The sequence below is a fragment of the Pararhizobium sp. O133 genome, assembly GCF_051669845.1.
In the GTDB taxonomy this organism is placed as follows: Bacteria; Pseudomonadota; Alphaproteobacteria; order Rhizobiales; family Rhizobiaceae; genus Pararhizobium.
Genome location: NZ_CP196426.1, coordinates 4,523,477 through 4,549,559 on the forward strand (window position 1 = coordinate 4,523,477; position 26,083 = coordinate 4,549,559).

Here is a 26,083-nt window from a genome sequence, read left to right on the forward strand (position 1 = left end):
GCGCGTCATCCTAGTCGCTTGATCCTGTCGCGGCTTAAACCATGTTTCTGCGACAGGATAGTGACATTGGGGCTACAAGAAAACCACCAGATTAACGTTCGAGCAACCGATCGATCTCCGCCGTCAGCGCTTTCGGATCGGCCGGCTTCGCCAGAACGGCGCTGGCGCCAGCCGACAGCAGGCGCAGCCGAGTATCGACCTGGGTATCGGAGGTGAGGACGATGACAGGGACGGGCATGGCTCCCGCCTGCCGTTCGTCTTCGCGTAGACGTTTCAGCATGGAAAACCCATCGCCGCCCGGCATGTTGAGATCGCTGACGATCAGTTCAGGCGCGATCCGGAGGGCCGGCGGCGCGTCGAACAGAGCGACGGCAAGTGCTTCGAAATCGCCGACGACGCGCACCGAATGACCGGCTTTCTCCAGGACGGAGCGCACCATCAGGGCATTGATCGGATCGTCCTCGGCCAAGAGTACACCGCCTTGCTGCGGCTTTTCGCGCTGGGCCGGAACCTCGCGCAGCATCGGCCGGTTGTCGTTGATTGCGTCACGCACTTCCATTCCCTTCATGCGGCCCCGCAGAACCTCGACCAGCGACTTTTCCCGCAGTGGACGGATCAGCCAGGCATGGTAGCCGTCCATCTGATTGATCTGGCGGCCGTTGCGTTCTTCCGGATTGACCAGATAGGTCTTGCGCAGCTTCTGGCGTTCAAGTGCCGGCATTTGGGCCAGCAGCCGGCGGAACTGCGCGGCGTGGCGGTGATCGACGATGATGTCGGTGAGCGCCGTCGCCGTGGAAATGGCGCGAATGGCTGCAGCCTGCGCATCCTCCAGCGTCTCGACGCATTCGCACTCACCGCCGAGCGTGCGGATCGTTGCCGAGAGTGCCCTCGATGCCGGACCGGTCGGTGCCATGACGAGAACGCGCGAACCAGCAAGCACCCCGCGCCGGGCGCGGGTGGCGGCGGCGAGATCGCAACCGAGCGCGGGGAAACGGATTTCGAACGTGCTGCCCTTGCCGGGAATGCTGGAAACCGTCAGCGAACCATTGCCCTCTTCGATGATGCGCCGGGAGATGGCGAGGCCAAGGCCGGAGCCACCGGTGCGCTGGGCGTTGCCGCCGGCCTGTTCGAATTCGTCGAACACACGCGCCTGCTCCTGCGCATTCATGCCCGGACCGGTATCCTCGATGCGCAGCACGATCTCCTGCTGCTCGACGCAGGCGCTGACGAGCACGCCGCCCGCATGGGTGAATTTCACCGCATTGCCGACCACGTTGAACAGGACCTGACGCAGGCGGGCGGCATCGAAATCCATCAGGCCGGGCACATCCGCCGTCACCGTCGCGCCGATCTCAATGCCTTTTTCATGGGCGCGGTGCGACAGCATTTCGACGACGCTCTCGATGGTTTCGCGCAGCGGTTCCTGTGCGGGGCGCAACTGGAAACGTCCGGCCTCGATCGATGAAAAGTCCAGAAGATCGTCAACGAGTTGAACCAGCGCGTGGCCGGACTGGCGCATGCCGGCGAGATAGTTCTTTTGCTCGCTGGTCAGCCGGGTCTGGCTGATCAGGTGGCTCATGCCGAGAATGCCCGACAGCGGCGTCCGGATTTCGTGACTGACGGTTGCCAGAAGCCGTGACTTCGCCTGGCTTGCCTGCTCGGCCCGGCGGCGCGCCTCCTCGCTTTCGCGAGCAATCCGGCTTTCCTCGGTAATGTCGCGGGCGATGCTGTGCAGCATGAAGGCGCCGCTCGCCGGCTCGCGGGCAATCACGTCATGCCAGTCGAAGATTTTCACACCCGTGTCCGTGGCGATACGGACCTTGTAGTGATTGGTGCCGCCAGTCGGCTCGAATTCGATGCCGAGCGCGTCACAGGTCATACCCTCCGGCTTCAGCCAGCCTGTCAGGCGGCAGAAGACGGCATTCGCCTGAACGATTTTGCCGCCGGGCTCGCGGATGATGGCGATGTCGCCGAGCGCGTCATGGATGGTGGAGAGAAGCTGCGAGGTTTCGCTGCGCTCCCAGCGGTTGTCGCTCAAGCGTTCCTCACGAACGCGGCCATGAGCAGCGACAGGCTTGACGTTTGACCGGTACCAATCCCGAAGAAGCAGGCCCGCACCGGCAACCCCGGCCACGGCAAGACCGCCGGACAGGAGGTAGAAGCCGGCATCGATGCCGGCTCCGAGGATCGCCGCCGAGCAGAGAAGCCCTGCTCCAGCCAGAGCCGGCTTCAAGGCCGGATAGCGCTCTTTCATTCCATTGAAGCCGTCTTCCGGCTTCAGCGAATGCGGATCGTCATCCCCGGGGGTATCGGACATGGACCGATGGCTCAGCGTGCGCTTGGGCGCGTTGAACTCGGATGCAATCCGTTCTCGAAGGGTTGACAGGTCGCTCATACCGCAAGCCCCTAGCACGGCAAGGGTTTTGAATGACTTCAGCCGGTCCGTAAAATTTTAGCGATCCCGCTTTTTCATCTGCAGGAGCTCGTCCAGGATGATGCAACCGGCGCCGACCGTGATGAAACTGTCGGCGAGATTGAAGACCGCGAATGACCATGTCGCGGTGTGGAACAGGATATAGTCGATGACATAGCCGAAGATCAGCCGGTCGATGAGATTGCCAAGCGCGCCGGCGATGATCATCGCATAGCCGAGATGCGCGAAAAAGCGATCCTTCGGCGTGCGGCGCCAGAGCCACAGCACGAAGGCGACGACGACGAGGCGCATGCTGACGATGAACCAGCCCTCCATGCCCGACAGCATGGAAAAGGCGACGCCGTAATTATAGGTGCGGTACAGCGCCAGCATCGGCATGACCGATACCGCCTGCTCCATCGGCAGCCACAGTTCGACGGCGACCTTGATCGCCTGATCCAGGAGGATGGCAAGGATGATGAACACGGCAATGGGCACAGGCCGCGAAAACAGTACCGGCTTTTCGGTCATGCCCTGTCGTCCAGTGTCAGCAGATGGCGGCGCACCTCGAACAGCATGATGCCGGTGGCGATTGCCAGATTGAGCGAATCCGCCCGGCCCTGCTGCGGGATGCGGGCAAGCGCGGTCGCTTCCTTCGCCAGTTCGTCAGGCAGGCCGGCCTGTTCATTACCCATCAGAAGCACGACCGGCTTCTTGCGGTAATCGATGGTGCGGTAATCGACAGCACCAGCCAGATGCGTGGCGACAACCTGAACGTCGGCCGCCTTCTGCCACTTGATGAATTCGGCGACGCTGGCCCGGATTACCGGCATGGCGAAGACGGAACCCATCGTGGCCCGCACGGTTTCGAGCGAGAAAGGATCGGTGGTTTCGCCGACCAGAATGACACCGGATGCGCCGGAGGCATCGGCGGTGCGGATGATCGTGCCGAGGTTTCCGGGATCACGGACCCGGTCGAGCGCCACATAGGTTTCGCCGACAGCCGGCTTGATGTCGCGCAGATTGCCGTAGCGCTGCTCGAACACGCCGACGACCATCTGCGGATTGTCGCGGCGGGTGATGCTCGACAGCACCTTTTCGCTGACTTCAAGCACAAGGCCGCCGGTGGCGACTGTCTTCAACGCAACCTGCTCGACCTGCGGTTTGCCCTTGGCGGCCTTGGCGTAGACCAGCGTCTTGATCGTCCAGCCCAGTTCGAGCGCATCGATGACCAGCTTCAGGCCTTCGGCGATGAAGGTGCGGCTTTCGTCACGCTCCTTCTTGTTCGACAGCGCCTTGATGTCCTTGATGATCGGATTGGAAAGGCTGGTGACTTCCTTCACTTGGCCCACACGGCGGGGGCCGTTATCCCTGTAGTCGTCGCTCATTTCGGCACCCAGCGGCTGAAGAGAGAAGTGGAAAGCGCGCGGCCCGGCTCGTTGCCGTCGAGGCCGCCTTCGCGCAGGATAAGTTCGCCGGATTCGACCGCGCCGCCGCGCCCGCGCATGGTTTCGCGCATCAGCTCGTGGATCGAGTAGAAGCTGGCACGGATGGAATAGGCCGTCAGCACCAGGCCCCTGGCCTCCGGCGACAGGATTTCGCGGCAGATGTCCAACATCAGGGCAAGATGGTCGAACAGCTGCCAGACCTCACCATTGGGGCCGCGCCCGAATTTCGGCGGGTCGGTGAGGATGATGTCGTAGCGGCTGCCGCGGCGTTCCTCGCGCTGGATGAATTTCATCGCATCCTCGCAGATCCAGCGGATCGGCAGGTGTTCGGCGCGGCCGAGTGCCTGGTTTTCCCGCGCCCAGCCGATCGCCTTCTTCGAGGCATCGACATGCGTGACCTCGGCGCCAGCTTTCGCGGCGATCAGCGAGGCGACGCCGGTATAGCCGAACAGGTTCAGGACCTTCAGCGGACGGCCTGCCGTCTCGATCTGTTCCTTCATCCAGCTCCAATGAGCCAGCTGCTCGGGGAAAACCCCGACATGGCGGAAGGCGGTGAAACGGCCGTAGAATTCCGCATCGAGTATCTGCATGGGCCAGGTCTCGCCCAGCGCCTGACGCGGAAAGCGCCAGCGGCCCATGCCGTCCTCGTCGGTGTCGCCGGTGAAGATCGAATCCGCATTCTCCCAGACATGCGACGGCAGCGTCTTCGGCCAGAGCGCCTGCGCTTCCGGGCGAACGATCCGGTAAGGCCCATATTGCTCGAGCTTCAGGCCATCGCCGCTGTCGATCAGGTGATAATCGCGCGCGCCCTTGGTTTCCAGAATGATCGGCACCCGTTCGTCCGGCTTGGCGCCGGTGCGGATGCGGACTTCGGCGCGCGGTGGGCCGGCATCCGCGATCGCCTTCTCGGCCACGACCTTCACGGGAGCAGCCTTGATGGGCGCACGCCCCTCACCGCCACGGCTGGCCTGCGGGGCGCCCTGTGGCGACCGCGTCCTTGCCGGTTGAACGGCGCGGCCCTGCACGCCACGGGATGACGTGGCCGGTCCGGCTTTGCCCTTGGGCCGTCGATCTTTGTCTTTCACGCCGTTTCGTCCGTCATTTTCGTGTGTTTGAAGGCTGCAAATAGCACCGCTCTTTCTCTTGGCAAAGCTGTTTCCGATCTGCGATACATTGGAAACGGTGTGATCAGGGAGGATCATCATGGATATGAACGGCGAAGAACGCATCGCGGCCCCTCGTGATGTCGTGTGGGCGGCCCTGAACGACCCGGATATTCTCCGGCAATGCATTCCCGGCTGTCAGTCGCTGGAGATGACGTCGCCGACCGAGCTCACCGCCAGCGTCAAGATCAAGATCGGTCCGGTTTCCGCATCCTTCTCGGGCAATGTCACCCTGTCGAACATCAATGCGCCGGAGAGCTACACCATTTCAGGCGAAGGCAAGGGTGGTATCGCGGGTTTTGCCAAGGGCGGCGCGGATGTCGTGCTGACGGAAGACGGCGACGAGACAATTCTTGCCTACGAGGCCAAGGCCGAGATCGGCGGCAAGCTGGCGCAGTTGGGCTCCCGGCTGGTCGGATCGAGCGCGAAGAAGCTGGCGCAACAATTCTTCGCCGATTTCAGCGCTGTCGTCACCGAGCGCTCCGCCGCCGGCTGAACAATCTTACTTGGAAGGAAGCAGGGTCTGCGCCGCCATGGTTTCGGCGCGGGTGCGATGCTTTTCGGCTTCCGCATGCCATTTGACGGCCTCATGGGCCTCGTTGCGGGCGCGCTTGCGGTATTTGCCCTGGCCGAACCAGGTGGCGAGCGAACCGACGATCAGGCCGAAGATGACGGCCAAAAACAGGAAAACGAAGAAGGGTGCCGATGCCGAGAGCACGCTGTCGGCCGGATTGAACGGATTGAGCGCCAGCGTGACGGTCTGCCGGTTGGCGACCGACAGGACGATCAGGATGATCGCAATCGGAACCAGCACCACGATATTCACAATCTTCTTCATCATCATTGCGTCTCCGTCATTCCACCTGTCCGGCGCCTTCGGGCACCAGACGGTTCAGGCACGGCTCATTCATCGTCTTCATCGTCAGCGCCGGGATTGAGGCGCTCGCGCAATTCCTTGCCGGTCTTGAAGAAGGGAACCCATTTTTCCTCGACGAACACGCTGTCGCCGGTGCGCGGATTGCGACCGGAGCGTGAGGGCCGGTTCTTTACCGAAAAGGCCCCGAAACCACGCAATTCGACCCGGTTTCCGGCGGCCAGGGCATCCGTGATCTCATCGAGAACCGCATTGACGATATTTTCGACATCACGGTGATAGAGATGCGGATTGCGAGCCGCAACAATCTGCACCAATTCTGACTTGATCACTATCGCCCCCTCTCGTGAATTTATATTTGTTCTTAAAGCGTTACGCCCATCGGGTGGACATGTCCACCTGTCGGGACGACGCCGCGCCCGTTTCGACCCTGGAAAAAATCACAAGGCGATCCCGGCCGGCTTTCTCAATCGCTGCCAACCTGCCAAACGGAAACCAGACCGTCAAGAAACAACTTCTCGCTGCCCAATTTTTCGAGGCTGCCAAGATACGGAAAAGCTTCATATCCCAAGGATTTGACCCATGCGGCGGCAGCCGAGCCGATGCCGAACGGCAGCGACGTGCGCGGCGCTTCCCAATCGATGATATCGAGCGACTTTGCGACCTTGCGGTCTTCGAGGAAGGTACGAATCTGATCATCTCCACCGAGGTCATCGACCAGTTTCAGCTTCAGCGCCTGGCGACCGGTGAAAATGCGTCCGTCGGCCAGCGCCAGGGCCTCGGCGCGCGGCATCTTGCGGCGGTCGGCGACGAGGTCGACGAACCAGTTGAAGCTGTCGTCGATCATGGCCTGAATGACCGCCTTTGCTTCATCGCTCGGCGGATGGAAGGGTGATGGCTCGGCCTTCAGCGGCGCCGACTTGATCTCCTCCAGCGAAACGCCGACCTTGTCCATCAGGTCCTTGACCTGCGGGTACTGGAAGATGACGCCGATCGAGCCGGTGATGGAGGTATCGCCCGCCACGATCCGGTCACCGGCGAGCGCAATCATATAACCGGCGGAGGCTGCCAGCGTGCGCACGTCGGAGACAACCGGCTTTTTCTCCGCGACCTTTCGGATCGCCTTGAACAGCACTTCGCCGCCATAGGTCGTGCCACCGGGCGACGAGATGGTGACGATCAGCGCCTTGGCGGAATCGGCCTCGGCAATGCGATCCAGCCGTTCCAGTAGTTCCCGGTCGTCCTGGATTATGCCGGAAATCGTCACCCGCGCGATGTGCGGGCGTACCGTCCCCTGCCCCGCTCCGGAATAGGAGTAGACAGCAAGGCCTACGCACAGGACAAGCGCGATGGAGACGAGCCGCCAGAAGCCGAGTTTCCGCCGAAGCTGCCTCCGGTCGGCGATGCCAAGCTGGTCCATGATCTTTTCTCCCTATCCACGAGCCGGCCGGCCGCGGCGCAAATCACCGTCTGCAAGAACGCCGAATGCACATAGCGGCGACGTGCCACGTTGTAACCCGGTTTGAACAAATTTCGAGCGTCCATTGTAGGAGGACAAAAAAATCTCCATATTCGTAATCACTCAAATCGCCTGACCGGCGAGGCGTAGCCGCGTCCGCACCACGACCGGCTCCGTGATGAATTTGAATGACAGGTTTATTTTATGCTCAATGACGTGCAATTTGCCGACGCCGTGCCCCATTCGGGTGCCGTTCTGGTCGATGCCTATGCCGATGCGTCCCGCCATTCCGCGCGCGTCCGGCGACTGAAAGTCATCCTGCCGCTGTTGGCTTTTCTGATCGGCGCCGTCTTCGTGGCCGTTTCGGTCGTGCGCGCCTTCCTGCCGGAAAACCTGCAGATCGAGAACGCGACGATCGAAAACGGCAAGATCGTCATGCAGAATCCGGCCATTTCCGGACGCAACAAGCAGGATATCAGCTATTCGATGAAGGCGCAGCGCGCGCTGCAGGACATTTCCAATCCCGATATCATCACGCTGGAAACGATCCATGCGGAAATGCCGGTCAACGACACGCTGATCGCCACCGTCGAGGCCGCCAGCGGCATTTATGACCGGGGCGGCAACACGCTGAACATGAATGCACCGTTCAGCATCACCATGAACAACGGCCTCGTCGCCGACTTCCAGGCGGCCTATCTCGATATCAATGCCGGCGAAATGGAAACCAGGAAGCCGATCGCAATCAGCATGAACGGCGGTTCCATTGTTGCACAGTCGCTGAGAATGACGGATAAGGGACGTATTGTAACGTTTGAAGGTAAGGTCAAGGTCATTGCTGACCCCAAGACCATTCGCAAAACCACCAACTAGAAAAACCCGGGGCACACATGTCGGCCATTTCCGCCTTTTCTTTTCGGCTTGCCGGAACAGTCATTCTTTTAAGCCTTTTCGCGACTGCCCCGCTCTCCTCGGCCTCCGCACAGGCAACGACGAGCAAGATGAAAGGTCTTGAACTGTCCAACGACGAACCGATCCAGATCGAGAGTGACAAGCTCGAAATCAAGGACGCGGAAAGCAAGGCGCTGTTCAGCGGCAATGTGAAGGTCGTTCAGGGCACGACGACGCTGCAGGCCGGCAACATGGTGGTTTACTACAAGAAGGGCGGCGGCGCGATTTCCGGCGGCGATGCCGATATCGATCGCATCGAGGTCAGCCAGAAGGTCTTCCTCCAGTCCGGCACCCAGCAGGCGACCGCCGACACCGGCGAATTCAACATGACGGCGCAGACGCTGGTGCTCAAGGGCAAGCAGGTCGTGCTGTCGGAAGGCAAGAACGTCTTTACCGGCTGCCAGCTCAACGTCCAGATGAATACGGGCGAAGCACAACTGGAAGCTTGCGGCGGACGCGTCCAGATTCAGCTCGACCCGAAGTCCCAGAAGACGAACTGATGCAGACTCCGACGTGAACATTCCTTTCCTTCACAAACGCAAGCGGGGCGGCAAGCCTGATGCGGCCGGCACATCCCGTATCATCGACAAGGCGCGCTACGAAGGCACGCTGATCGCGCGCGGATTGACCAAGTCCTATCGTGGCCGCCGCGTTGTCGGTGGCGTGTCGCTGGTCGTGCGCCGGGGCGAGGCCGTCGGGCTGCTCGGTCCCAACGGCGCCGGCAAGACGACCTGCTTCTACATGATCACCGGCCTCGTGCCGGTCGATGAAGGTTCGATCGAGATCAACGGCAACGACGTGACGACGATGCCGATGTATCGGCGCGCGCGCCTCGGTGTCGGCTACCTGCCGCAGGAAGCCTCGATTTTCCGTGGCCTGACCGTCGAGGAGAACATCCGCGCCGTGCTCGAGGTTCACGACAAGAACCGCGATCGGCGCGAGAGCAAGCTCAACGAACTCTTGGGCGAGTTCAACATCTCGCATCTGCGCAAGTCGCCGGCCGTCGCCCTTTCCGGTGGCGAGCGCCGACGGCTGGAAATTGCCCGCGCACTGGCAACCGATCCGACCTTCATGTTGCTCGACGAACCCTTTGCTGGCGTCGACCCGATCTCTGTCGCCGACATCCAGGCGCTGGTGCGGCATCTGACTTCGCGTGGCATCGGCGTCCTGATCACCGACCACAATGTCCGCGAAACGCTGGGCCTGATCGACCGCGCCTACATTATCCATGCCGGGGAAGTCCTGACGCATGGACGCGCCAACGACATCGTTACCAATCCCGATGTCCGACGCCTTTATCTCGGAGATAATTTCAGCCTTTGAGGCATATCTCCGTTGTAGCAGGATAGAGAAACGCGGCGGTGGCAATCCGCCGCTTTTAAAACACGCCTCTTGTTGCTGGCCTCAGCGCTTCCGTGAAAATCGAAGACATGGAGCGAAGACGGCCCAAACAACTCAGTTCGGGCTTGGAGCGCGAATTGCTTAAAAAATGCCAGCTGCCGCAAAATTCATCTTATTTCTAGGCGACGCTTGACCAAACCTCATTAATAAGCAATTTTTGGGCCAGTTGACGAGCTGGCGCTTTCAACCCGAAAAGACAAAGGCCGGCTCGGAAAATCGAGGGGAGTTTCGCGTCCGAATGGCACTGTCAGCCAGCCTCTTCCTGCGCCAGAGCCAGTCTCTGACGATGACCCCGCAGCTGATGCAATCCATCCAGCTGCTGCAGATGACGCATTTTGAATTGAACCAATTCATCGAGCTGGAAGTCGAGAAAAACCCACTTCTCGAGTTTGCCGCCGGCGACGACACCCCCACTCTCACGGACCGGCACGGCAAGGACGAGCTTCATATCACGCCGGACGAGCGCAGTGACCGCGAGAATGCCGATACAGCGGGCTTTGACCCCATGGGTGATGTCTATGACAGCACGACGTCGGCGACCGGCGAGCGAATGAGCGAACAGCTCGACTCCAACTTCGAAAACGTCTTTCCCGACGACACGACACCGCAGCGCGCCGATGCGCCGGAACTGCTCAGCCAGTGGAAATCCATGCCGGGCGGCGGCGAGGGCGAAAGCAGCGAAGGTTACGACCTCGACGATTTCGTCGCCAACCGCTTGACGCTGCGCGATTTTCTCAACCAGCAGGTTCCTTTCAGCGTGCATGGCGCGGCGGATCTCCTGATCGCCCAGCACCTGATCGACCAGATCGACGAGGCCGGTTATCTGTATGCCGATCTCGGCGAAATGGCCGAGCGGCTCGGATGCGCGGCAACGGACGTGGCGCGGGTGCTCGGCAGCCTCCAACAGCTGGATCCGCCGGGTGTCTTTGCCCGCTCACTCAGCGAATGCCTCGCTATCCAGCTCAGGACACGCGACCGGCTCGACCCGGCCATGGCGGCACTACTCGAAAACCTCGATCTTCTCGCCCGGCGCGACTTTGCCAGCCTGAAACGCATTTGCGGCGTTGACGAGGAAGACCTGATCGACATGCTGGCGGAAATCCGCAAGCTGGACCCGAAGCCAGGCACCGGTTTTGAAGCGAGCCCATCCGAAGCGATCGTTCCGGATGTCGTCGTGCGCGCAGCGCCGGACGGCAGCTGGGCGATCGAGCTCAATCCCGAGACGCTGCCGCGTGTATTGGTCAACCAGACCTATTACGCCACGATCTCGAAGCATGCGCCGAAGAACAGCGCCGACCATGCCTTCCTGACGGACTGCCTGCAGACGGCCAACTGGCTGACCCGCAGCCTTGACCAGCGCGCTAGGACGATCATGAAGGTGGCAACCGAGATTGTGCGCCAGCAGGACGCATTCCTGGTGAGCGGCGTCGATCATCTCCGGCCCCTCAATCTCAAGACGGTCGCCGACGCCATCAAGATGCATGAATCGACCGTCAGCCGCGTCACCTCGAACAAATACATGCTGACGCCGCGCGGTCTGTTCGAGCTGAAATATTTCTTCACGGTCTCGATCGGCTCGGCCGAGGGCGGCGACGGACATTCGGCGGAATCCGTTCGCCATCGCATCCGCAACATGATCGTCGTGGAAAGCCCGGATGCGGTCCTGTCGGACGACGACATCGTCGACATCCTGAAAAAGGGCGGCGTCGACATCGCCCGCCGGACGGTTGCGAAATATCGCGAGGCGATGAACATCCCTTCCTCGGTGCAGCGCCGCCGGGAGAAGCGGGCGCTTGCGAAGGTCTCGGCCTGATCCGCGGCTGCCCCAGCCTGCACGACCGGAGGTTATCCCCGCTATACAGGCTTTCAACAGACCAAACGGCCGCAAACCCCGGCTTCTCAACCATCCTGTTGACTTTTCGGGCAACCGGGGGTATGAGGCCGCCCCAATAGGCAATGGCATGGAGCCTGCCTCAAGCATATCCCTTCAAATCCTGGCCGGCATGACGCAAATTTCTTTTGCGTGCGTGAAGTGCTTGGATGACGGAAGCGGTTGGAATAGACTGGCTACGCAAATCACGAAAAGAGAGGAAACTCCATGAGTGTGCGTGTATCCGGTAAACATATGGAAATCGGCGAAACGTTTCGTCTGCGGATCGAAGACCAGATCGAACAGGCCGTAACCAAATATTTTGACGGAGGATATTCAAGCCAGGTCACTGTGGAAAAGTCTGGATCTCGGTTCAACGCAGACTGCAAGATACACCTCGATTCCGGTGCTGCCTTGCAGGCAAGTGGAGAAGCGAACGACCCGCAAGCCGCGTTTGACGCAGCGTCGGAACGGATCGCCAAGCGCATCCGCCGTTACAAGCGGAAGCTCAAGGACCACCACAATGGCAATGGCCATGCTGGATTTGCTGAAGTTGCCTACACCGTGATGGATTCAGTGCCCGATGAAGACGATGATCTTCCGGACAATTATGCACCGACGATCGTCGCGGAAAGTTCAAAACAGTTGAGGACGATGTCCGTCGCGAACGCCGTGATGGCGCTCGATATGACGGATGATCCCGTCCTCATGTTCCGCAGCCCAGGAAACGAGCAGTTGAATATCGTCTATCGACGCAACGATGGAAACATTGGCTGGATTGATGCAGCCAATATCAAGGGCTGAGTGGATCAGACCGGATAGCGGCATGTCGCCGTCCGGCCTGCCGCTTCTTCTGGTGGTGGATGCGGGCGCAGCCGATGAGGGCGCGCCCGCAATTCCAGCCGGCGAACGAGGACAAAAGAATGGCATTGGCAGGCTTGCTGCAGCAGAATGCGATACTCCCGGCCATGAAGGCCAACTCGAAGAAGCAATTGCTTCAGGAATTGGCCGCGAAAGCATCCAAGATCACCGGACTGCCCGAACGGGAAATTTTCGACGTCATCCTTCAGCGTGAGCGCCTGGGTTCCACCGGTGTCGGCAACGGCATCGCCATCCCGCATGGCAAGCTTTCGCACCTGTCGTCGATCGTCGGGATTTTCGCGCGCCTGGAATCGCCAGTCGATTTCGAGGCGCTGGATGACCAGCCCGTCGATCTCGTCTTCCTGCTGCTCGCCCCGGAAGGCGCCGGCGCCGATCATCTGAAGGCACTGTCGCGCATCGCCCGGGTGCTGCGCGATCAGGACATGGTCGCCCGCCTGCGCGCGACCGACTCGGCCACGGCCATCTACGCCTTCCTCAGCGACGACCAGGCCTCCAACGCGGCCTGACCCCGTGTGACATTACTGATTTCGTGAGAGCGCGGCCGTGAGGTCGCGTTTTTTTGCGTTTCGGATCGAAGTGTTCGGCGCCACCCAAAAATTGTCGAACCCGGCCTGACGACATATCGACACGGCTGCGCGGCTCGACAATACTCCCTTGCAACACACGAAGGGGACGGGCATGGCAGGACGTTTGGCTGGAAAGACTGCATTGATCAGCGGCGGTGCCGGCGGGTGCGGCCTTGCCGCCTCGCAATTGTTCGCCCGGGAGGGCGCGCGTGTCGGCATTGTCGATCTGCCGCGCAGCAAGGGGGAAGAGGTTGCCGCCGCGATCCGCGCCGAGGGCGGCGAGGCGATCTTCGCCCCGGCCGACGTCTCGGTGTCCGCCGAGGTCAAGAGCGCCGTCAAGGCGGTCGAGGATGCTTTCGGGCCGATCCGCGTTCTCTTCAACCATGCCGGCATCCTGGCGGTCGGTCCCTTCCTCGAAACGGAAGAGGACGAGTGGGACCGGCTGATGGCCGTCAATGTCCGCTCGATGTTCCTGATGACCAAGGCCGTTCTGCCCGGCATGCTGGCCGCCGGCGGCGGCAGCATCGTCTCGACGTCCTCGATCTCCGCCGTTGCGGCAACACCGATGGAGGTGCTCTACGACACGACCAAGGGCGCCTGCCACATGTTCGCCCGCGCCATCGCCGTCGAGTTCCGCGATCGCGGCATCCGCTCAAACGCCGTCTGCCCCGGCTTCATCGCCACCGATCACGGTAAACGCGAGCTTGTAGGCCTGACGAAATACGGCGTCGACGTCTCCGACGCCGCTATTGCTGCCAGCCAAGGCCGGATGTGCGAGCCGATGGAAGTGGCGCAGGCCGCGCTGTTCCTTGCCAGCGACGAGTCGAGCTTCGTCAACGGCACGCATCTGTTTGTCGACAATTGCTTTACGGCGGTGTGAGCGAAAACCGAAAGAGTGAGGGAAGAGCATGATGCAAGCAGGCGGTCATTGGCGGAACTGGGTCGGTAATCAATCGTGCATCGTGCGGCACAGAGGCGCGCCGACGAGCGAGGCGGCGCTGGCGGAAATGGTGCGGGAGGCGACATCGAACGGTCTCAACGTGCGCTGCGCCGGTTCCGGTCATTCGTTCACGCCAGTGGCGCTGACCAGCGGCCTGCATCTCACCCTTTCAGGCCTGCAGGGCATCACGAATATCGACACGGCGCGCAAGCGGGTCTCCGTCCATGCCGGCACGACGATCAACACGCTCGGCAAGGCGCTGAAGCGCAGCGGGCTATCGATGATCAACCAGGGTGATATCGACAGCCAGGCGCTGGCCGGCGCGCTCACCACCGGCACCCACGGTACGGGCCTAAAGCTCGGCAACATGGCCTCCCAGATTGTCGGCATGCGACTGGTGCAGCCGGATGGCAGCATCCTGGCCATCGACGACAGCGAGCCGGACATGCTCAACGCCGCCCGCGTCTCGATCGGCATGCTCGGCGTCATCTCCGAAATCACCCTGCAGGTGATGGACAGCTACAATCTGCATGAGAAGCTGTGGCGCTGCACCTTCGACGAATGCATGGAGCAACACGACGACCTCGCCGCCAATAACCGGCATTTCGGCTTCTTCTGGTGCCCGGTGCCGGAAAGCCGCCATTGCTACTGCCTGCCGGACACATCCTCGGTCTCGACCACGACCAGCCTGTCGGATGTCTGCGAAATGAAGACGATCGACTTCACCGACACGGCGCCGATGGAGCAGGGTTTCGAGAAGATCGCCTATTCCTCGGAAATCTACCCGATCGAATATGTGCCGAACTTCCACGAACTGGAATATGCCGTGCCGGTCCAATACGGCAAGCAGGCCTGCACGGAAGTCAGGAAGCTGATGCTGGAGAAGCACCCGACCTGCATCTATCCGATCGAATACCGCTTCACCGCCGGCGATGGTGGCTGGATCAGCCCGTTCTTCGAGCAGGATTCGATCACGCTCTCGGTTTCCGGCCAACCGGGCACGGATTACTGGAATTATCTCAAAGACGTCGACGACATCCTGCGCCAGTTCGGCTCACGTCCGCATTGGGGCAAACTGCATTTCATGGGCGCCGAGGATGTCGATGCGCTCTACCCCCGCGCCGGCGACTTCAAGGCCCTGCGCGACAGGCTCGATCCGGAAGGCCGGTTCCTGAACGATCATCTGAAGCAGTTGTTTGGCTGATATCGCGCAGCCTGGTAGCAGCAACATTCGAGGCGCCGGCTGGCGTCCTGAATGTTCGGCAGGCGTTGCGCGAAGTGAAAAAATTGGGAGGCTCGCAATGAACGGCGCTGATATTCTCTGCGATGTGCTTTTGGCCAATGACGTCAATGTCTGCTTCGCCAATCCCGGCACGTCGGAGATGCATTTCGTCACGGCGCTCGATCGCCGCCAGGAAATGCGCTGCGTGCTGGGACTGTTCGAAGGTGTCGTGACCGGCGCGGCCGATGGTTATGCTCGGATGACCGGACGGCCGGCAGCAACCCTGCTCCATACGGGACCGGGCCTGGCAAACGGGCTCGCCAACATTCACAATGCCCGACGCGCCCGTATTCCGATGATCAATGTCGTCGGCGACCATGCCTCCTACCACCTTCCGCTCGACGCACCGCTGACGACCGATATCGAGAGCCTGGCCGCGCCGATGTCCGACTGGGTACGGCGGATCGCGGGGCCGGATGATGTCGCGGCAGCGACGAAGGCCGCCGTTCACGCCTCGCTATCACCGCCCGGCATTGCCACCCTCATTCTGCCCGCCGACGCGGCATGGAGCACGGCAGAGCCGCCGGTTTCGCTCACGATCGAACACCCCCAACCCGGCACTGCCGGCCCCGAAGCCATACGCTCCGCCGCCGAAGCGATCCGTAAAGCGCGAGGCCGCGCCGGAATGATCGTCCGGGGAGCGGCGGCAATGGCCGATGCGTTGGAGATTGCCGGTCAGATCTCGGCCGCGTTCGATGTGCGCCTGTTCAGCGAGGTGCAGGTGGCGCACATGCAGCGCGGACGCGGACGCGTCGCGCCCACCCGCGTCCCCTACCCGGTCGATGCCGCACTGGAGACACTGGCCGAGATCGACGTGCTGATCCTCGTCGGCGCGTCCGAGCCCGTCGCCTTCTTCGCCTATCCCAGCAAGCCGGGGCGCCTCGTTCGCGAAGAGTGCCAGGTTCTGACGCTCGCTGCCCATGGCGACGATCTGAAGCGGGCACTGGAAGAGCTGCGGGATGAACTGGGGATCAAAAGCACTCAAGCTTTGCTGCGCACAACCAGCATTCCCGATGAGGGAAAACCTTCGGGGCCGCTGACGGAGGACGCGGTGGCGGTGATGGTGGCGCAAAAGCTGCCCGACAACGCCATCGTCTGCGATGAAGCCATCACCTCGGCCCGGCGGTTCTTTGCGCTGTCCGAACACGCGGCCCCGCACGATTTCCTGATGATCACCGGCGGCGCGATCGGCATGGGCATCCCCGTGACCATCGGTGCTGCGATTGCCCGCCCGGATCGGAAGGTCGTGAACCTGCAGGCCGATGGCAGCGGCATGTATACGGTCCAAGGCCTCTGGACCCAAGCCCGCGAAAACCTCGACATCGTCACCATCATCTTCGCCAACCGCACCTACGCAGTGCTGCATGGCGAAATGCGCAATGTGGGCGTTCAGACCATCGGCGAAAACGCCCGGCGCATGCTCAACCTCGACAATCCCTCGCTCGACTGGGTTTTGATGGCCAAGGGAATGGGCGTTGAGGCGGCGCGGGCTGATACATGCGAGACGTTCGGCAGGCTTCTCAACCACGCTCTGTCGCGTCCGGGGCCGTTTTTGATCGAGGCGGTTATTTGAGAGCCGATGGTCGCGACCCGGAATCCCACATCTGATTGTCGGGGAGTGACTTGCTCCGTCGTCCCCTCTCCCCGCAAGCGGGGAGAGGGTTAGGGTCAGGGGCAAAAACCCAAACAAAAAGAGGGGCACGAAGCCCTCATCCGCCCTGCGGGCACCTTCCCCGCCTGCGGCAGGGCTATCGCATATGGAAAAAGACCCCCTCTGGCCTGTCGGCCATCTCCCCCACAAGGGGGAGAGACCCAGCCGCCGGCCTTCGTTTCCGATGACAGACGGGGCGGCGGGTTAAGCCCCTCCCCCTTGTGGGGAGGGGTTGGGGAGGGGACTTTTCCATATGCGATTGCCCTGCCGCCTGCGGGGAGAAGGACAATCCAGTAAAAATCAAACCGCCGGCGTTTCTTCCGTGGCGGCAACAGCCTTCGGGCCGCCCTTGGCGACGCCGACCATGGCGGGGCGGAGAACGCGCTCGCCGATCGTGTAGCCGGCCTGGACGACCTGGACGACGGTGTTGTTCGGCACTTCCGTGTTCGGAACCTCGAACATGGCCTGATGGAAGTTCGGGTCGAATTTCTGGCCGACGGGATCCAGCTTCTTGATACCATGACGCTCGAGCATCGTCAGCATCGAGCGTTCCGTCATCTCCACGCCTTCGACCAGCGCATTGAAACCGGTGTCACCAGCCCCGCGGGCTTCCGCCGGAATGGCTTCCAGCGCGCGGCGCAGGTTGTCGGACACGGCCAGCATGTCGCGGGCAAAGCCGGCGGTCGAATAGGACTTGGCGTCTTTCACGTCGCGCTCGGTGCGGCGGCGCAGATTGTCCATCTCGGCGGCGAGCCTCAGGTAGCGATCGCGGAAATCGGCGGCTTCAGCCTTGGCGAGTTCCAGCGGATCGGGTTCGGCAACGGGCGCGTCGACCTGTTCCGCGGCAGCTTCGGCATAGCTTGCGGCAGCAGCGTCGGCCGCATTTGCTTCAGCAGCACCGTGTTTGTTCGTATCGTCGGTCATGACGGTCTCCGGAATGTCAAACTGTTAGGATTTGGTGTCGATATCGAGCTTTGAAGCCGAAAAATCAAGGGTGCAATCGAAAGTGGCCGGAAAAACCGGCCTTTCGCATGACCCTACCGCGACAGGCGCGACATCAGTTGCGCCGTATAATCCACCATCGGAACGATGCGGGAATAGTTGAGCCGCGTCGGGCCGATGACGCCGACGGCGCCGACGATCTTGTCGTCGCTGTCCTTATAGGGCGCGACGATCAGCGACGAGCCCGACAGGGAGAACAGCTTGTTTTCCGAGCCGATGAAGATCCGCACGCCCGGCCCGCTTTCGGCAAGGTTGAGGATCTCGATCAGGCTATCCTTCTTTTCCAGATCGTCGAACAGCATGCGCAGCCGGTCGACATCCTCGGCGCCGGCCAAGCCCTCCAGCAGATTGGCGCGGCCGCGCACGATCAGTTGCGTCGGCTTGTCGTCCACCTCGCTGCCCGACCAGATGGCCAGCCCGCGCTCGACCAGATCCTGGCTCAGCGTGTCGAGTTCACGCCGCACGGTTTCCTTGACCTTTTCCAGCTGGCCGCGAACCTCGGGCAGCGTCTGGCCGGCGAGATGGGCATTGAGGAAATTGGCGGCCTCGGTCAACTGCGAGCTGGTGACCCCGGTCGGCAGCTCGATGATGCGGTTTTCCACCTGGTCGTGCTCGCCGACCAGCACGGCCAGCGCCTTGGTCGGCGCCAAGCGAACAAACTCGACATGGCGCAGCACCGGATCGTTCTTCGCCGTGATGACCAGCCCTGCCCCGCGCGACATGCCCGACAGCATCTGGCTGGCATCATTGAGCAGCGTCTCGACCGGCTGGTCGCGATCGGCGCGGCGCACATGCCGGTCGATCGAGGCGCGGTCTTCCGGCGACAGGTCGCCCACCTGCATGAAGGCATCGACGAAGAAGCGCAGGCCGACCTGCGTCGGCAGTCGGCCGGCGCTGATATGCGGCGAATAGATCAGGCCGAGGTCTTCAAGGTCGCTCATCACATTGCGCACGGACGCCGGCGACAAAGACATCGGCAGGATGCGCGAAAGGTTGCGGGATCCAAGCGGCTCGCCGCTTTCGAGATAGCTTTCCACGATGCGGCGGAAGATTTCGCCCGAGCGCTCGTCGAGCGCCGAAAGCCTTTCGTGCATCGCAGTTTTGTCCAGCACCATTTCGAACGCGAAAACCCATGTTGTTGAAGTCTCTTGGAATATAGTGATCCCTGCCCGGATAGCAAAAGGGAAAATGGCTGCACAGCCTGCCTTATCGGCTTTTGCCGCCCGATCACTCTTTTGGAGCAAATGATTTCCCTTCCACGCAAGTTGGGATAGAAGGCTGACAAACATCACAGGAGTTCATGATGCGGCCTTCCGGCAGAAAAACCGACCAGATGCGCAAGGTTTCCTTCGAGCGCAATGTTTCCAAGCACGCGGAGGGTTCCTGCCTCGTCAAGTTCGGCGACACCCATGTGCTGGTGACGGCGAGCCTGGAAGACAAGACGCCGCCATGGCTGCGCAACAGCGGCAAGGGCTGGGTCACCGCCGAATATGGCATGCTGCCGCGCGCCACCGGCGAGCGCATGAAGCGCGAGGCGGCATCCGGCAAGCAGAGCGGCCGCACCCAGGAAATCCAGAGGCTGATCGGGCGATCGCTCCGTGCTGTCGTCGATCTGCAGGCGCTCGGCGAACGCCAGATCTCGATCGACTGCGACGTCATCCAGGCGGATGGCGGCACGCGTACGGCGTCGATCACCGGCGCCTGGATTGCCTTGCACGACTGCCTGAAATGGATGGAAGCCCGCAACATGATCAAGGTCGAAAAGGTCCTGAAGGACAATATCGCCGCCATCTCCTGCGGCATCTTCGCCAACCAGCCGGTCATCGACCTCGATTATCTCGAGGATTCCGCAGCCGAGACCGACGCCAATTTCGTCATCACCGGATCGGGCGGCATCGTCGAGATCCAGGGCACGGCGGAGGGCAAGCCGTTCTCGGAAGAGGAGTTCAGCACCCTGCTCGGTCTTGCGAAGAACGGCATTGCGGAACTGGTGGAAATGCAGAAGCAGACGGTGGCTGGATAACGGAATAGCCATGGCGAGCGCCCTCACAGCTTTGCCCATCATCCTAGCCCACTCCCCGCAGGCAGCAGGGCTATCGCATATGGAAAAGTCCCCTCCCCAACCCCTCCCCACAAGGGGGAGGGGCTTAATCCGCCGCCCGGCCCATCGTTTGAAACGAGGGGCAGCAGCTGGGCCTCTCCCCCCTTGTGGGGGAGATGGCCGACAGGCCAGAGGGGGTCTTTTTCCACACGCGATTGCCACACCACAAGCGAGGCGAGGGGACGATGGAGTTGGCGGTTGGCTTCCTCTTCTCCCCAGCGGGGAGAAGGTGGCCGCAGGCCGGATGAGGGGGGCCGAAGGCCACCTTGCGAATTTGACGCCTGGCTCCGGCTACGCCGAAGCCCCCCTCATCGCCTCGCTATCGCTCGGCACTTCTCCCCGATGGGGAGAAGAGAAACCCAGCCATTCGGGAGGCCCGCGCCATGGCTGACGCCCTCGAAGGCATCCTCGAAACCGCGCTCTACGCCGACGATCTCGATGCCGCCGAACATTTCTACGGCACCGTTCTCGGCCTGCAAAAGATTACCCGCGCCGGCAATCGTCATGTGTTCTTTCGCTGCGGTCAGGGCGTTCTGCTGATCTTCAACTCGGAAGAGACCATCAAGCCGCCGCATGAGGGTGCGCTGCCCGTGCCGCCCCACGGCACGAAGGGAAACGGGCATGCATGCTTCCGGGTGGCGGCTGACAAGCTCGACAGCTGGATCGAAAAGTTGACATCCGCCGGCATCCCGATCGAAGTGGATATTCGCTGGCCGACGGGCGCCCGATCCTTCTATTTCCGCGATCCCGCCGGCAACAGCCTGGAATGCGCCGAACCCGGCCTCTGGGCCATCGATTGAGAGAGACACGCATGCGCAAGCTCGAAGACAAGACCATCATCGTCGCCAGCCATAATGCCGGCAAGATCCGTGAAATCCGCGACCTGATCGGCCCGCTCGGCTTTCAGGCCAAATCCGCGGCCGATCTCGCTTTCGAAGAGCCGGACGAAACCGGCACGACCTTCGAGGAAAACGCCACGATCAAGGCCCTGGCTTCGGCCAGAGCATCCGGTCTTCCCGCCCTGTCGGACGATTCCGGCCTCGTCGTCGATGCGCTGAACGGCGATCCCGGCGTCTACACCGCCAACTGGGCGGAGACCGCCGACGGCACACGCGACTTTGCCATGGCGATGGAAAAGGTCGAGACAGCCATCCAGGAAGCCGGCGCCACCGCCTTCGACCGGCGCACCGGCCGCTTCGTCTCGGTCCTCTGCCTCGCCTGGCCGGATGGCCATGTTGAACTCTTTCGGGGCGAAGTCGAGGGCCATATCGTCTGGCCGCCGCGCGGAACCCAGGGCTTCGGCTACGACCCGGTCTTCCAGCCGCTCGGCTACGACGTCACCTTCGGCGAAATGAACGCCGAGGAAAAGCACGGCTGGAAACCCGGCGACGAAAAGGCGCTGTCGCACCGGGCGCGGGCGTTCAAGATTTTTGCGGAGACGTGTTTGAGTGCTTGAACATTGGGGCCAATCCCTCTTCTCCCCAGCGGGGAGAAGTGCCGAGTTAAACGAGGCGATGAGGGGGCGACGGCGCGAGCCGGCGCGTACGGCATAGTCGAAGCGTGGCCTTCGGCCCCCTCATCCGGCCTTCGGCCACCTTCTCCCCGCTGGGGAGAAGAGAATGCCGACAGAGGGGGTTAACCAGCCCCGATTTCAAATCGTAGAGAGGCCCAGGCAAGCCGCATCTAACATAGGATAGCCTTTCACGTCCTTAATCTCTAAATAGCATTCAACACGACCCCGCGCCACGCGCGCCTGAAAGACCAAAGACCAAATGGCCAGCCTCTCCTCGATCAGCGACAGCAAGGACCCCGGTTTCGGAGTCTATGTCCACTGGCCCTTCTGCGCCGCCAAGTGTCCCTATTGTGACTTCAACAGCCATGTCCGCCACCAGCCTGTCGACCAGCCGCGTTTTGTCAGCGCCTTCCTGACCGAGATGGCCGCGATGCGGCATATGTCGGGGCCACGCACCGTCACCAGCATCTTCATGGGCGGCGGCACGCCCTCGCTGATGAACCCGGCGACGGTCGAGGCGATCCTGGATGGCATCGCCAATCTCTGGCATGTGCCCGACGGTATCGAGATCACCATGGAGGCCAATCCCTCCAGTGTAGAGGCCACACGCTTCCGGGGCTACAGGTCTGCCGGCGTCAACCGCGTCTCGCTCGGCGTGCAGGCCTTGAACGACCGGGATCTCAAATTCCTCGGCCGGCTGCACAATGTCGAGGATGCGCTGAAGGCGATCGGCCTGGCCCGCGACATCTTCCCGCGCATGTCCTTCGACCTCATCTACGCCCGTCCGAACCAGACGGTGGAAGACTGGGAGCAAGAGCTGAAACAGGCCGTCTCCTATGCCGTCGATCACCTGTCGCTCTACCAGTTGACGATCGAGGAAGGCACGCCCTTCTACGGACTGCACAAGGCCGGCAAGCTGATCGTGCCGGATGGCGAGCATTCGGCCGTGCTCTATGAGGCAACACAGGAAATCACGGAAGGCTTCGGCATGCCCGCCTATGAGGTCTCCAACCATGCTGCCCCCGGTGCCGAGAGCCGACACAACCTCACCTACTGGCGTTACGGCGACTATGCCGGCATCGGCCCCGGCGCCCACGGCCGCATCACGCGCGGCCGCGACAAGATCGCCACCGCCACCGAGCGCAAGCCGGAGGCCTGGCTGCAACTGGTCGAGGAACATGGCCACGGCATGGTCGATCAGGAGGTGCTGGGTTATGACGAACAGGCCGACGAACTCTTGCTGATGGGCCTGCGGCTCAAGGAAGGCATCGATCTCGTCCGCTGGCAGGACCTGTCCGGCCGCGAACCGGACCCGGAACGCGAGCAGTTCCTGATCGAACACGGCTTCATCGAACGCCTCGGCAATTCCCGCCTCCGCTGCACGCCAGCCGGCATGTTGATCCTGGATTCGGTTGTGGCGGATTTGGCTTGCTGAGGCAGCAGCCGCATAGTGCCTCATGCTTGCTGACAAAGTCATCTTTCGGCGACGTTGGAAATCATTTGGGACGTGCCGAGCTACCATCCCGTCCGTCATCTCTGTGCTTGTCACAGAGATCCAGCCATCCCAAGTCCTTGGGATGGAAGAGTCCTTTGACCCGACAGACGTCGGGTCGCTGGATCCCCGCCACAAGGGCGAGGAAGACGGAGAATGGGTCGTATAAAGGGAACGATACTCTAAACAATCGGCTTGAGAGTTTGTCAGCAGTCTGAGCCGCATTGCGGCTTGGCGTGCTGCCCGCCCTACTCGAACGTCGCCAGGTATTTCTTCACGATCGCATCGAGCGCCGTCCGCTCGTCGGGATCGAGCAGTTCCGTCAGCCGGTGTTGGTTGGCGACATGGGCGGTGACGGCGCGTTCCACCAATTCCAGACCTTCCGGTTTCAGCGCGATCAGCACGCTGCGGCGGTCTTCAGGATGGGTGAGGCGCTCGACGAGGCCCGCCTTTTCCAGCTGGTCGATCCGGTTCGTCATCGTGCCGGAGGTGATCATCATCGTCGCCAGCAGGTCGCCGGGCGAAAGCCGGTAGGGTTTGCCGGAGCGACGCAAGGTCGCCAGGACGTCGAAGCTGGCGGAGGTCAGTCCGAGCGACAGGAAGGTCTTTTCCACCTCTCGGCCGAGATAGGTCGTCAGCCGTGCCATCCGGCCGAGCAGGCCCATCGGCTCTACATCAAGGTCGGGACGTTCGCGGCGCCACTGTGTCAGAATTCTGTCGACATGATCATCCATGCATTCCGTGGTAGGTAGAATTCATCTTGACGTCAAGACAAGTGGAGTTATGCTCCTTTTATCTTGAAATCGAGATACTTCATATGAAGATAAGTTCCGTCGGCAGCGATATCGCCCTTACCGCCGTCGCGCCCGCTATCTGGGGCAGCACATACCTCGTCACCACCGAGTTCCTGCCGCCCGGCTATCCGCTGACTGCCGCCATGCTGCGTGCCCTGCCCGCCGGCCTCATCCTGCTGCTCATCGTCCGCCAATTGCCGTTCGGAATCTGGTGGAGGCGCAGCTTCATTCTCGGAGCCCTCAATTTCTCGTTCTTCTGGGCAATGTTGTTCATCTCCGCCTATCGCCTGCCCGGAGGCGTTGCCGCGACCGTCGGCGCGATCCAGCCGCTGATCGTCGTCCTCATTGCACGGTCCTTGATCGGTACGCCGGTCAAACCGTTGGCGATCATCGCTGCCTTGATCGGCATGGCCGGAGTCGGCCTTTTGGTGCTGACGCCGAGCGCGGCGCTGGATCCGATCGGCGTGATCGCCGGCCTTGCCGGCGCAGTGTCCATGGCTTTCGGCACGGTGCTGACCCGCCGCTGGGCGCCGCCCGTTTCCAGCCTGACCGTCACCGCCTGGCAATTGACGGCCGGCGGGCTGCTTCTGCTGCCGGTCGCCCTGCTGCTGGAGCCCACCCTGCCGGTGCCGACCTTGGCCAATGCTCTCGGGATGGCCTGGCTGGGGCTGATCGGCGCCGCCTTCACCTCGGTTTTGTGGTTTCGTGGCATCGCCCGGATCGGACCGGCGATCGTTGCGCCGCTCGGCTTCCTCAGCCCGTTGGTCGCGACGCTGCTAGGCTGGAGCGTGCTCGGCCAGAGCCTGACGCCGCTGCAGATCATCGGCGTGGTCATGGTATTGACAAGCGTCTGGCTCGGACAACGGGCGCAGATGGCGCCGCGTACCGCAGCACCGGTCACGGCCATGCCGGCGTCCGGCCGTTAAATCCCACCCCCCCCCGCGACCATGATCACGGGGGAGACGTCTCAAAAAATCAGGCCCATTCGCCCTTGCGCATGACCGGAACCCTGGCACCGTCGGTGCGCACGCCGTCGATATCCACCTCGCCGGAGCCGATCATCCAGTCGATATGGATCAGGCTGGAGTTGCCGCCCTGCGCCTTGATCTGGTCCTGGCTGAGCGACGCGCCGTCGAGGAAGCATTTCGAATAGCACTGGCCGAGCGCGATATGGCAGGAAGCGTTTTCGTCGAACAGCGTGTTGTAGAACAGGACGCCGCTGGCCGAGATCGGCGAGGAATGCGGCACCAGCGCCACTTCGCCAAGACGCCGCGCGCCTTCGTCCGTATCCAGCACCTTGTTCAGCACTTCCTCACCCTTCGATGCCTTGGCCTCGACGATCCGGCCGCCTTCGAAACGAACCTGGATATTGTCGATCAGCGTGCCCTGATGCGACAGCGGCTTGGTGCTCGATACATGGCCTTCGACGCGCAGCGCATGCGGCGTGGTGAAGACTTCCTCGGTCGGAATGTTCGGATTGCAGGTGATGCCGTTCTTCGCCGTCGAGGCGCCGCCATGCCATTCATGGCCGTCTGCGAGGCCCACCGTGAGGTCCGTGCCGGGGCCCGTGAAATGCAGCGCCGAAAAGCGCTCGCCATTCAGCCAGGACGACCGCTTGGCGAGATTGGCGTTGTGTTCGGCCCAGGCCGCGATCGGGTCGGCGGCATCGACGCGCGAGGCGGCGAAGATCGCATTGGCGAGCTTTTCGACGGCAACGATCTCTGGATCGTCCGGAAACATCTGCTTGGCCCAGGCCGGGTTCGGATAGGAGACGATGTTCCAGTTGATATCGAAATTGGAGATTTTCTCCAGCGCCGGCTTGTAGGCCATCGACAGCGCCTTGTTGGCGCGCGCCACCTTGGCCGGGTCCTGGCTCGCCAGCATCATCGGATTGTCGCCGGAAATGGCAAGGCGGGCCGTGTTGGCGCCAAAGGCCTTGGCCATGCCGTCGTAAAGCCAGCCGGTCGCCCGGTCGAAGCTTTCGTCCGGCGCATGCGCATAGCGCGAGAGCGTGGTTTCCTCATCGGAATAGAAGGTCGTCACCAGGCCGGCGCCGGCGATATAGGCATGTTTGGTGATCAGCCGCACCAAAGGCATGGCTGCGACGGGCGCGGTAATGAGGAGGTCCTGCCCGCGCTGCAGCTGCAACCCGACCTTGACGGCGACTTCGGCGAGCTTGTCGAGTTTGACGGGATCGACGGCTTGGTGGGCGGGGGAGGTCATCGCATATCCTGCTGGCTGTTTGGTTCGAGCCACCTATGTAGAGCGCTTCGGACCAAAC

26 protein-coding genes are annotated in these 26,083 nt (G+C 62.0%); 15 read left to right on the forward strand and 11 right to left on the reverse strand.

Annotated features, from left to right (window positions below; genetic code table 11):
* Positions 1-91: 91 nt before the first annotated feature.
* Genes ACST81_RS21965 through ACST81_RS21980 form a run of 4 tightly spaced genes read right to left on the reverse strand, consistent with a single transcriptional unit; the run spans position 92 to position 4,946 of the window.
* The gene (locus tag ACST81_RS21965; RefSeq protein ID WP_438750568.1) at positions 92-2,395 is read right to left on the reverse strand and encodes an ATP-binding protein; all 2,304 of its coding nucleotides are present in this window, start codon (positions 2,393-2,395) and stop codon (positions 92-94) included.
* Positions 2,396-2,452: 57 nt separating this feature from the next.
* The gene (lspA, locus tag ACST81_RS21970; RefSeq protein ID WP_438750569.1) at positions 2,453-2,944 is read right to left on the reverse strand and encodes a signal peptidase II; all 492 of its coding nucleotides are present in this window, start codon (positions 2,942-2,944) and stop codon (positions 2,453-2,455) included.
* A complete protein-coding gene (locus ACST81_RS21975) occupies positions 2,941-3,801 on the reverse strand; it encodes a TrmH family RNA methyltransferase (protein ID WP_438750571.1) in 861 nt (286 codons plus the stop codon). The genes lspA and ACST81_RS21975 overlap by 4 nt, the downstream gene beginning before the upstream one ends.
* Positions 3,798-4,946, reverse strand: a complete 1,149-nt coding sequence (locus tag ACST81_RS21980; protein WP_438750572.1) for a class I SAM-dependent methyltransferase — start codon at positions 4,944-4,946, stop codon at positions 3,798-3,800. The genes ACST81_RS21975 and ACST81_RS21980 overlap by 4 nt, the downstream gene beginning before the upstream one ends.
* Before the next feature lie 118 nt (positions 4,947-5,064).
* On the opposite strand from ACST81_RS21980, the gene ACST81_RS21985 reads away from it, so the two are divergent.
* Positions 5,065-5,520, forward strand: a complete 456-nt coding sequence (locus ACST81_RS21985) for a CoxG family protein (protein ID WP_438750573.1) — start codon at positions 5,065-5,067, stop codon at positions 5,518-5,520.
* A gap of 6 nt (positions 5,521-5,526) precedes the next feature.
* On the opposite strand, the gene ACST81_RS21990 is transcribed toward ACST81_RS21985, so the two are convergent.
* The 3 genes from ACST81_RS21990 to sppA all read right to left on the reverse strand — a co-directional run bounded on the left by ACST81_RS21990 (position 5,527) and on the right by sppA (position 7,318).
* Entirely contained in the window at positions 5,527-5,865 is a 339-nt protein-coding gene (locus ACST81_RS21990; RefSeq protein WP_438753759.1) for a DUF1049 domain-containing protein, read from the reverse strand.
* 62 nt (positions 5,866-5,927) lie between these two features.
* Positions 5,928-6,230 (reverse strand): integration host factor subunit beta, encoded by a 303-nt coding sequence (locus tag ACST81_RS21995; RefSeq protein ID WP_062582825.1) that lies wholly within the window; start codon positions 6,228-6,230, stop codon positions 5,928-5,930.
* A gap of 134 nt (positions 6,231-6,364) precedes the next feature.
* Positions 6,365-7,318 carry a signal peptide peptidase SppA gene (gene sppA, locus ACST81_RS22000; RefSeq protein ID WP_438750574.1) on the reverse strand — a complete coding sequence of 318 codons (954 nt, stop codon included), beginning with the start codon at positions 7,316-7,318 and terminating at the stop codon, positions 6,365-6,367.
* 243 nt (positions 7,319-7,561) lie between these two features.
* On the opposite strand from sppA, the gene lptC reads away from it, so the two are divergent.
* The 9 genes from lptC (at position 7,562) to ACST81_RS22045 (ending at position 16,822) form a co-directional block, all read left to right on the forward strand.
* Positions 7,562-8,230, forward strand: a complete 669-nt coding sequence (gene lptC / locus ACST81_RS22005; protein WP_438750575.1) for an LPS export ABC transporter periplasmic protein LptC — start codon at positions 7,562-7,564, stop codon at positions 8,228-8,230.
* Positions 8,231-8,247: 17 nt separating this feature from the next.
* Positions 8,248-8,808 (forward strand): LptA/OstA family protein, encoded by a 561-nt coding sequence (locus ACST81_RS22010; RefSeq protein WP_438750576.1) that lies wholly within the window; start codon positions 8,248-8,250, stop codon positions 8,806-8,808.
* A gap of 13 nt (positions 8,809-8,821) precedes the next feature.
* Entirely contained in the window at positions 8,822-9,631 is an 810-nt protein-coding gene (gene lptB / locus ACST81_RS22015; RefSeq protein ID WP_438750578.1) for an LPS export ABC transporter ATP-binding protein, read from the forward strand.
* A 316-nt stretch (positions 9,632-9,947) separates the two neighbouring features.
* The gene (gene rpoN, locus ACST81_RS22020) at positions 9,948-11,522 is read left to right on the forward strand and encodes an RNA polymerase factor sigma-54 (protein ID WP_438750579.1); all 1,575 of its coding nucleotides are present in this window, start codon (positions 9,948-9,950) and stop codon (positions 11,520-11,522) included.
* 285 nt (positions 11,523-11,807) lie between these two features.
* Positions 11,808-12,383 (forward strand): ribosome hibernation-promoting factor, HPF/YfiA family, encoded by a 576-nt coding sequence (hpf, locus tag ACST81_RS22025; protein ID WP_438750580.1) that lies wholly within the window; start codon positions 11,808-11,810, stop codon positions 12,381-12,383.
* A 119-nt stretch (positions 12,384-12,502) separates the two neighbouring features.
* Positions 12,503-12,967 carry a PTS IIA-like nitrogen regulatory protein PtsN gene (gene ptsN, locus ACST81_RS22030; protein WP_438750582.1) on the forward strand — a complete coding sequence of 155 codons (465 nt, stop codon included), beginning with the start codon at positions 12,503-12,505 and terminating at the stop codon, positions 12,965-12,967.
* A gap of 172 nt (positions 12,968-13,139) precedes the next feature.
* Positions 13,140-13,907, forward strand: coding sequence for an SDR family NAD(P)-dependent oxidoreductase (locus ACST81_RS22035; RefSeq protein WP_438750584.1), 768 nt, complete (start codon positions 13,140-13,142; stop codon positions 13,905-13,907).
* A 28-nt stretch (positions 13,908-13,935) separates the two neighbouring features.
* Positions 13,936-15,171, forward strand: a complete 1,236-nt coding sequence (locus ACST81_RS22040; RefSeq protein ID WP_438750586.1) for a D-arabinono-1,4-lactone oxidase — start codon at positions 13,936-13,938, stop codon at positions 15,169-15,171.
* Between the two features lie 97 nt (positions 15,172-15,268).
* Positions 15,269-16,822, forward strand: coding sequence for an acetolactate synthase large subunit (locus tag ACST81_RS22045; RefSeq protein ID WP_438750587.1), 1,554 nt, complete (start codon positions 15,269-15,271; stop codon positions 16,820-16,822).
* A 378-nt stretch (positions 16,823-17,200) separates the two neighbouring features.
* On the opposite strand, the gene grpE is transcribed toward ACST81_RS22045, so the two are convergent.
* The gene (gene grpE, locus ACST81_RS22050; RefSeq protein ID WP_438750589.1) at positions 17,201-17,824 is read right to left on the reverse strand and encodes a nucleotide exchange factor GrpE; all 624 of its coding nucleotides are present in this window, start codon (positions 17,822-17,824) and stop codon (positions 17,201-17,203) included.
* A gap of 113 nt (positions 17,825-17,937) precedes the next feature.
* A complete protein-coding gene (hrcA, locus tag ACST81_RS22055; protein ID WP_438750591.1) occupies positions 17,938-18,996 on the reverse strand; it encodes a heat-inducible transcriptional repressor HrcA in 1,059 nt (352 codons plus the stop codon).
* 209 nt (positions 18,997-19,205) lie between these two features.
* Between hrcA and rph the strand changes: the two genes are divergently transcribed.
* From rph to hemW, 4 genes are all read left to right on the forward strand, one after another.
* The gene (gene rph, locus ACST81_RS22060; RefSeq protein WP_438753761.1) at positions 19,206-19,925 is read left to right on the forward strand and encodes a ribonuclease PH; all 720 of its coding nucleotides are present in this window, start codon (positions 19,206-19,208) and stop codon (positions 19,923-19,925) included.
* A gap of 461 nt (positions 19,926-20,386) precedes the next feature.
* On the forward strand, positions 20,387-20,803 hold the full coding sequence (locus ACST81_RS22065) for a VOC family protein (RefSeq protein ID WP_438750592.1): 417 nt from the start codon (positions 20,387-20,389) through the stop codon (positions 20,801-20,803).
* A gap of 11 nt (positions 20,804-20,814) precedes the next feature.
* Positions 20,815-21,459 carry an RdgB/HAM1 family non-canonical purine NTP pyrophosphatase gene (rdgB, locus tag ACST81_RS22070; protein ID WP_438750593.1) on the forward strand — a complete coding sequence of 215 codons (645 nt, stop codon included), beginning with the start codon at positions 20,815-20,817 and terminating at the stop codon, positions 21,457-21,459.
* Positions 21,460-21,775: 316 nt separating this feature from the next.
* Positions 21,776-22,951, forward strand: a complete 1,176-nt coding sequence (hemW, locus tag ACST81_RS22075) for a radical SAM family heme chaperone HemW (protein WP_438750595.1) — start codon at positions 21,776-21,778, stop codon at positions 22,949-22,951.
* Between the two features lie 305 nt (positions 22,952-23,256).
* Here the strand turns inward: hemW and ACST81_RS22080 are convergent, their stop codons facing one another.
* A complete protein-coding gene (locus ACST81_RS22080; RefSeq protein ID WP_438750597.1) occupies positions 23,257-23,742 on the reverse strand; it encodes a MarR family winged helix-turn-helix transcriptional regulator in 486 nt (161 codons plus the stop codon).
* Positions 23,743-23,825: 83 nt separating this feature from the next.
* Here ACST81_RS22080 and ACST81_RS22085 point away from each other — a divergent pair, with 83 nt between their 5' ends.
* The gene (locus ACST81_RS22085) at positions 23,826-24,728 is read left to right on the forward strand and encodes an EamA family transporter (protein ID WP_438750599.1); all 903 of its coding nucleotides are present in this window, start codon (positions 23,826-23,828) and stop codon (positions 24,726-24,728) included.
* Between the two features lie 49 nt (positions 24,729-24,777).
* On the opposite strand, the gene ACST81_RS22090 is transcribed toward ACST81_RS22085, so the two are convergent.
* Positions 24,778-26,025: an aminopeptidase gene (locus ACST81_RS22090; RefSeq protein WP_438750602.1), complete on the reverse strand. Its 1,248-nt coding sequence runs from the start codon at positions 26,023-26,025 to the stop codon at positions 24,778-24,780.
* Positions 26,026-26,083: the final 58 nt, after the last annotated feature.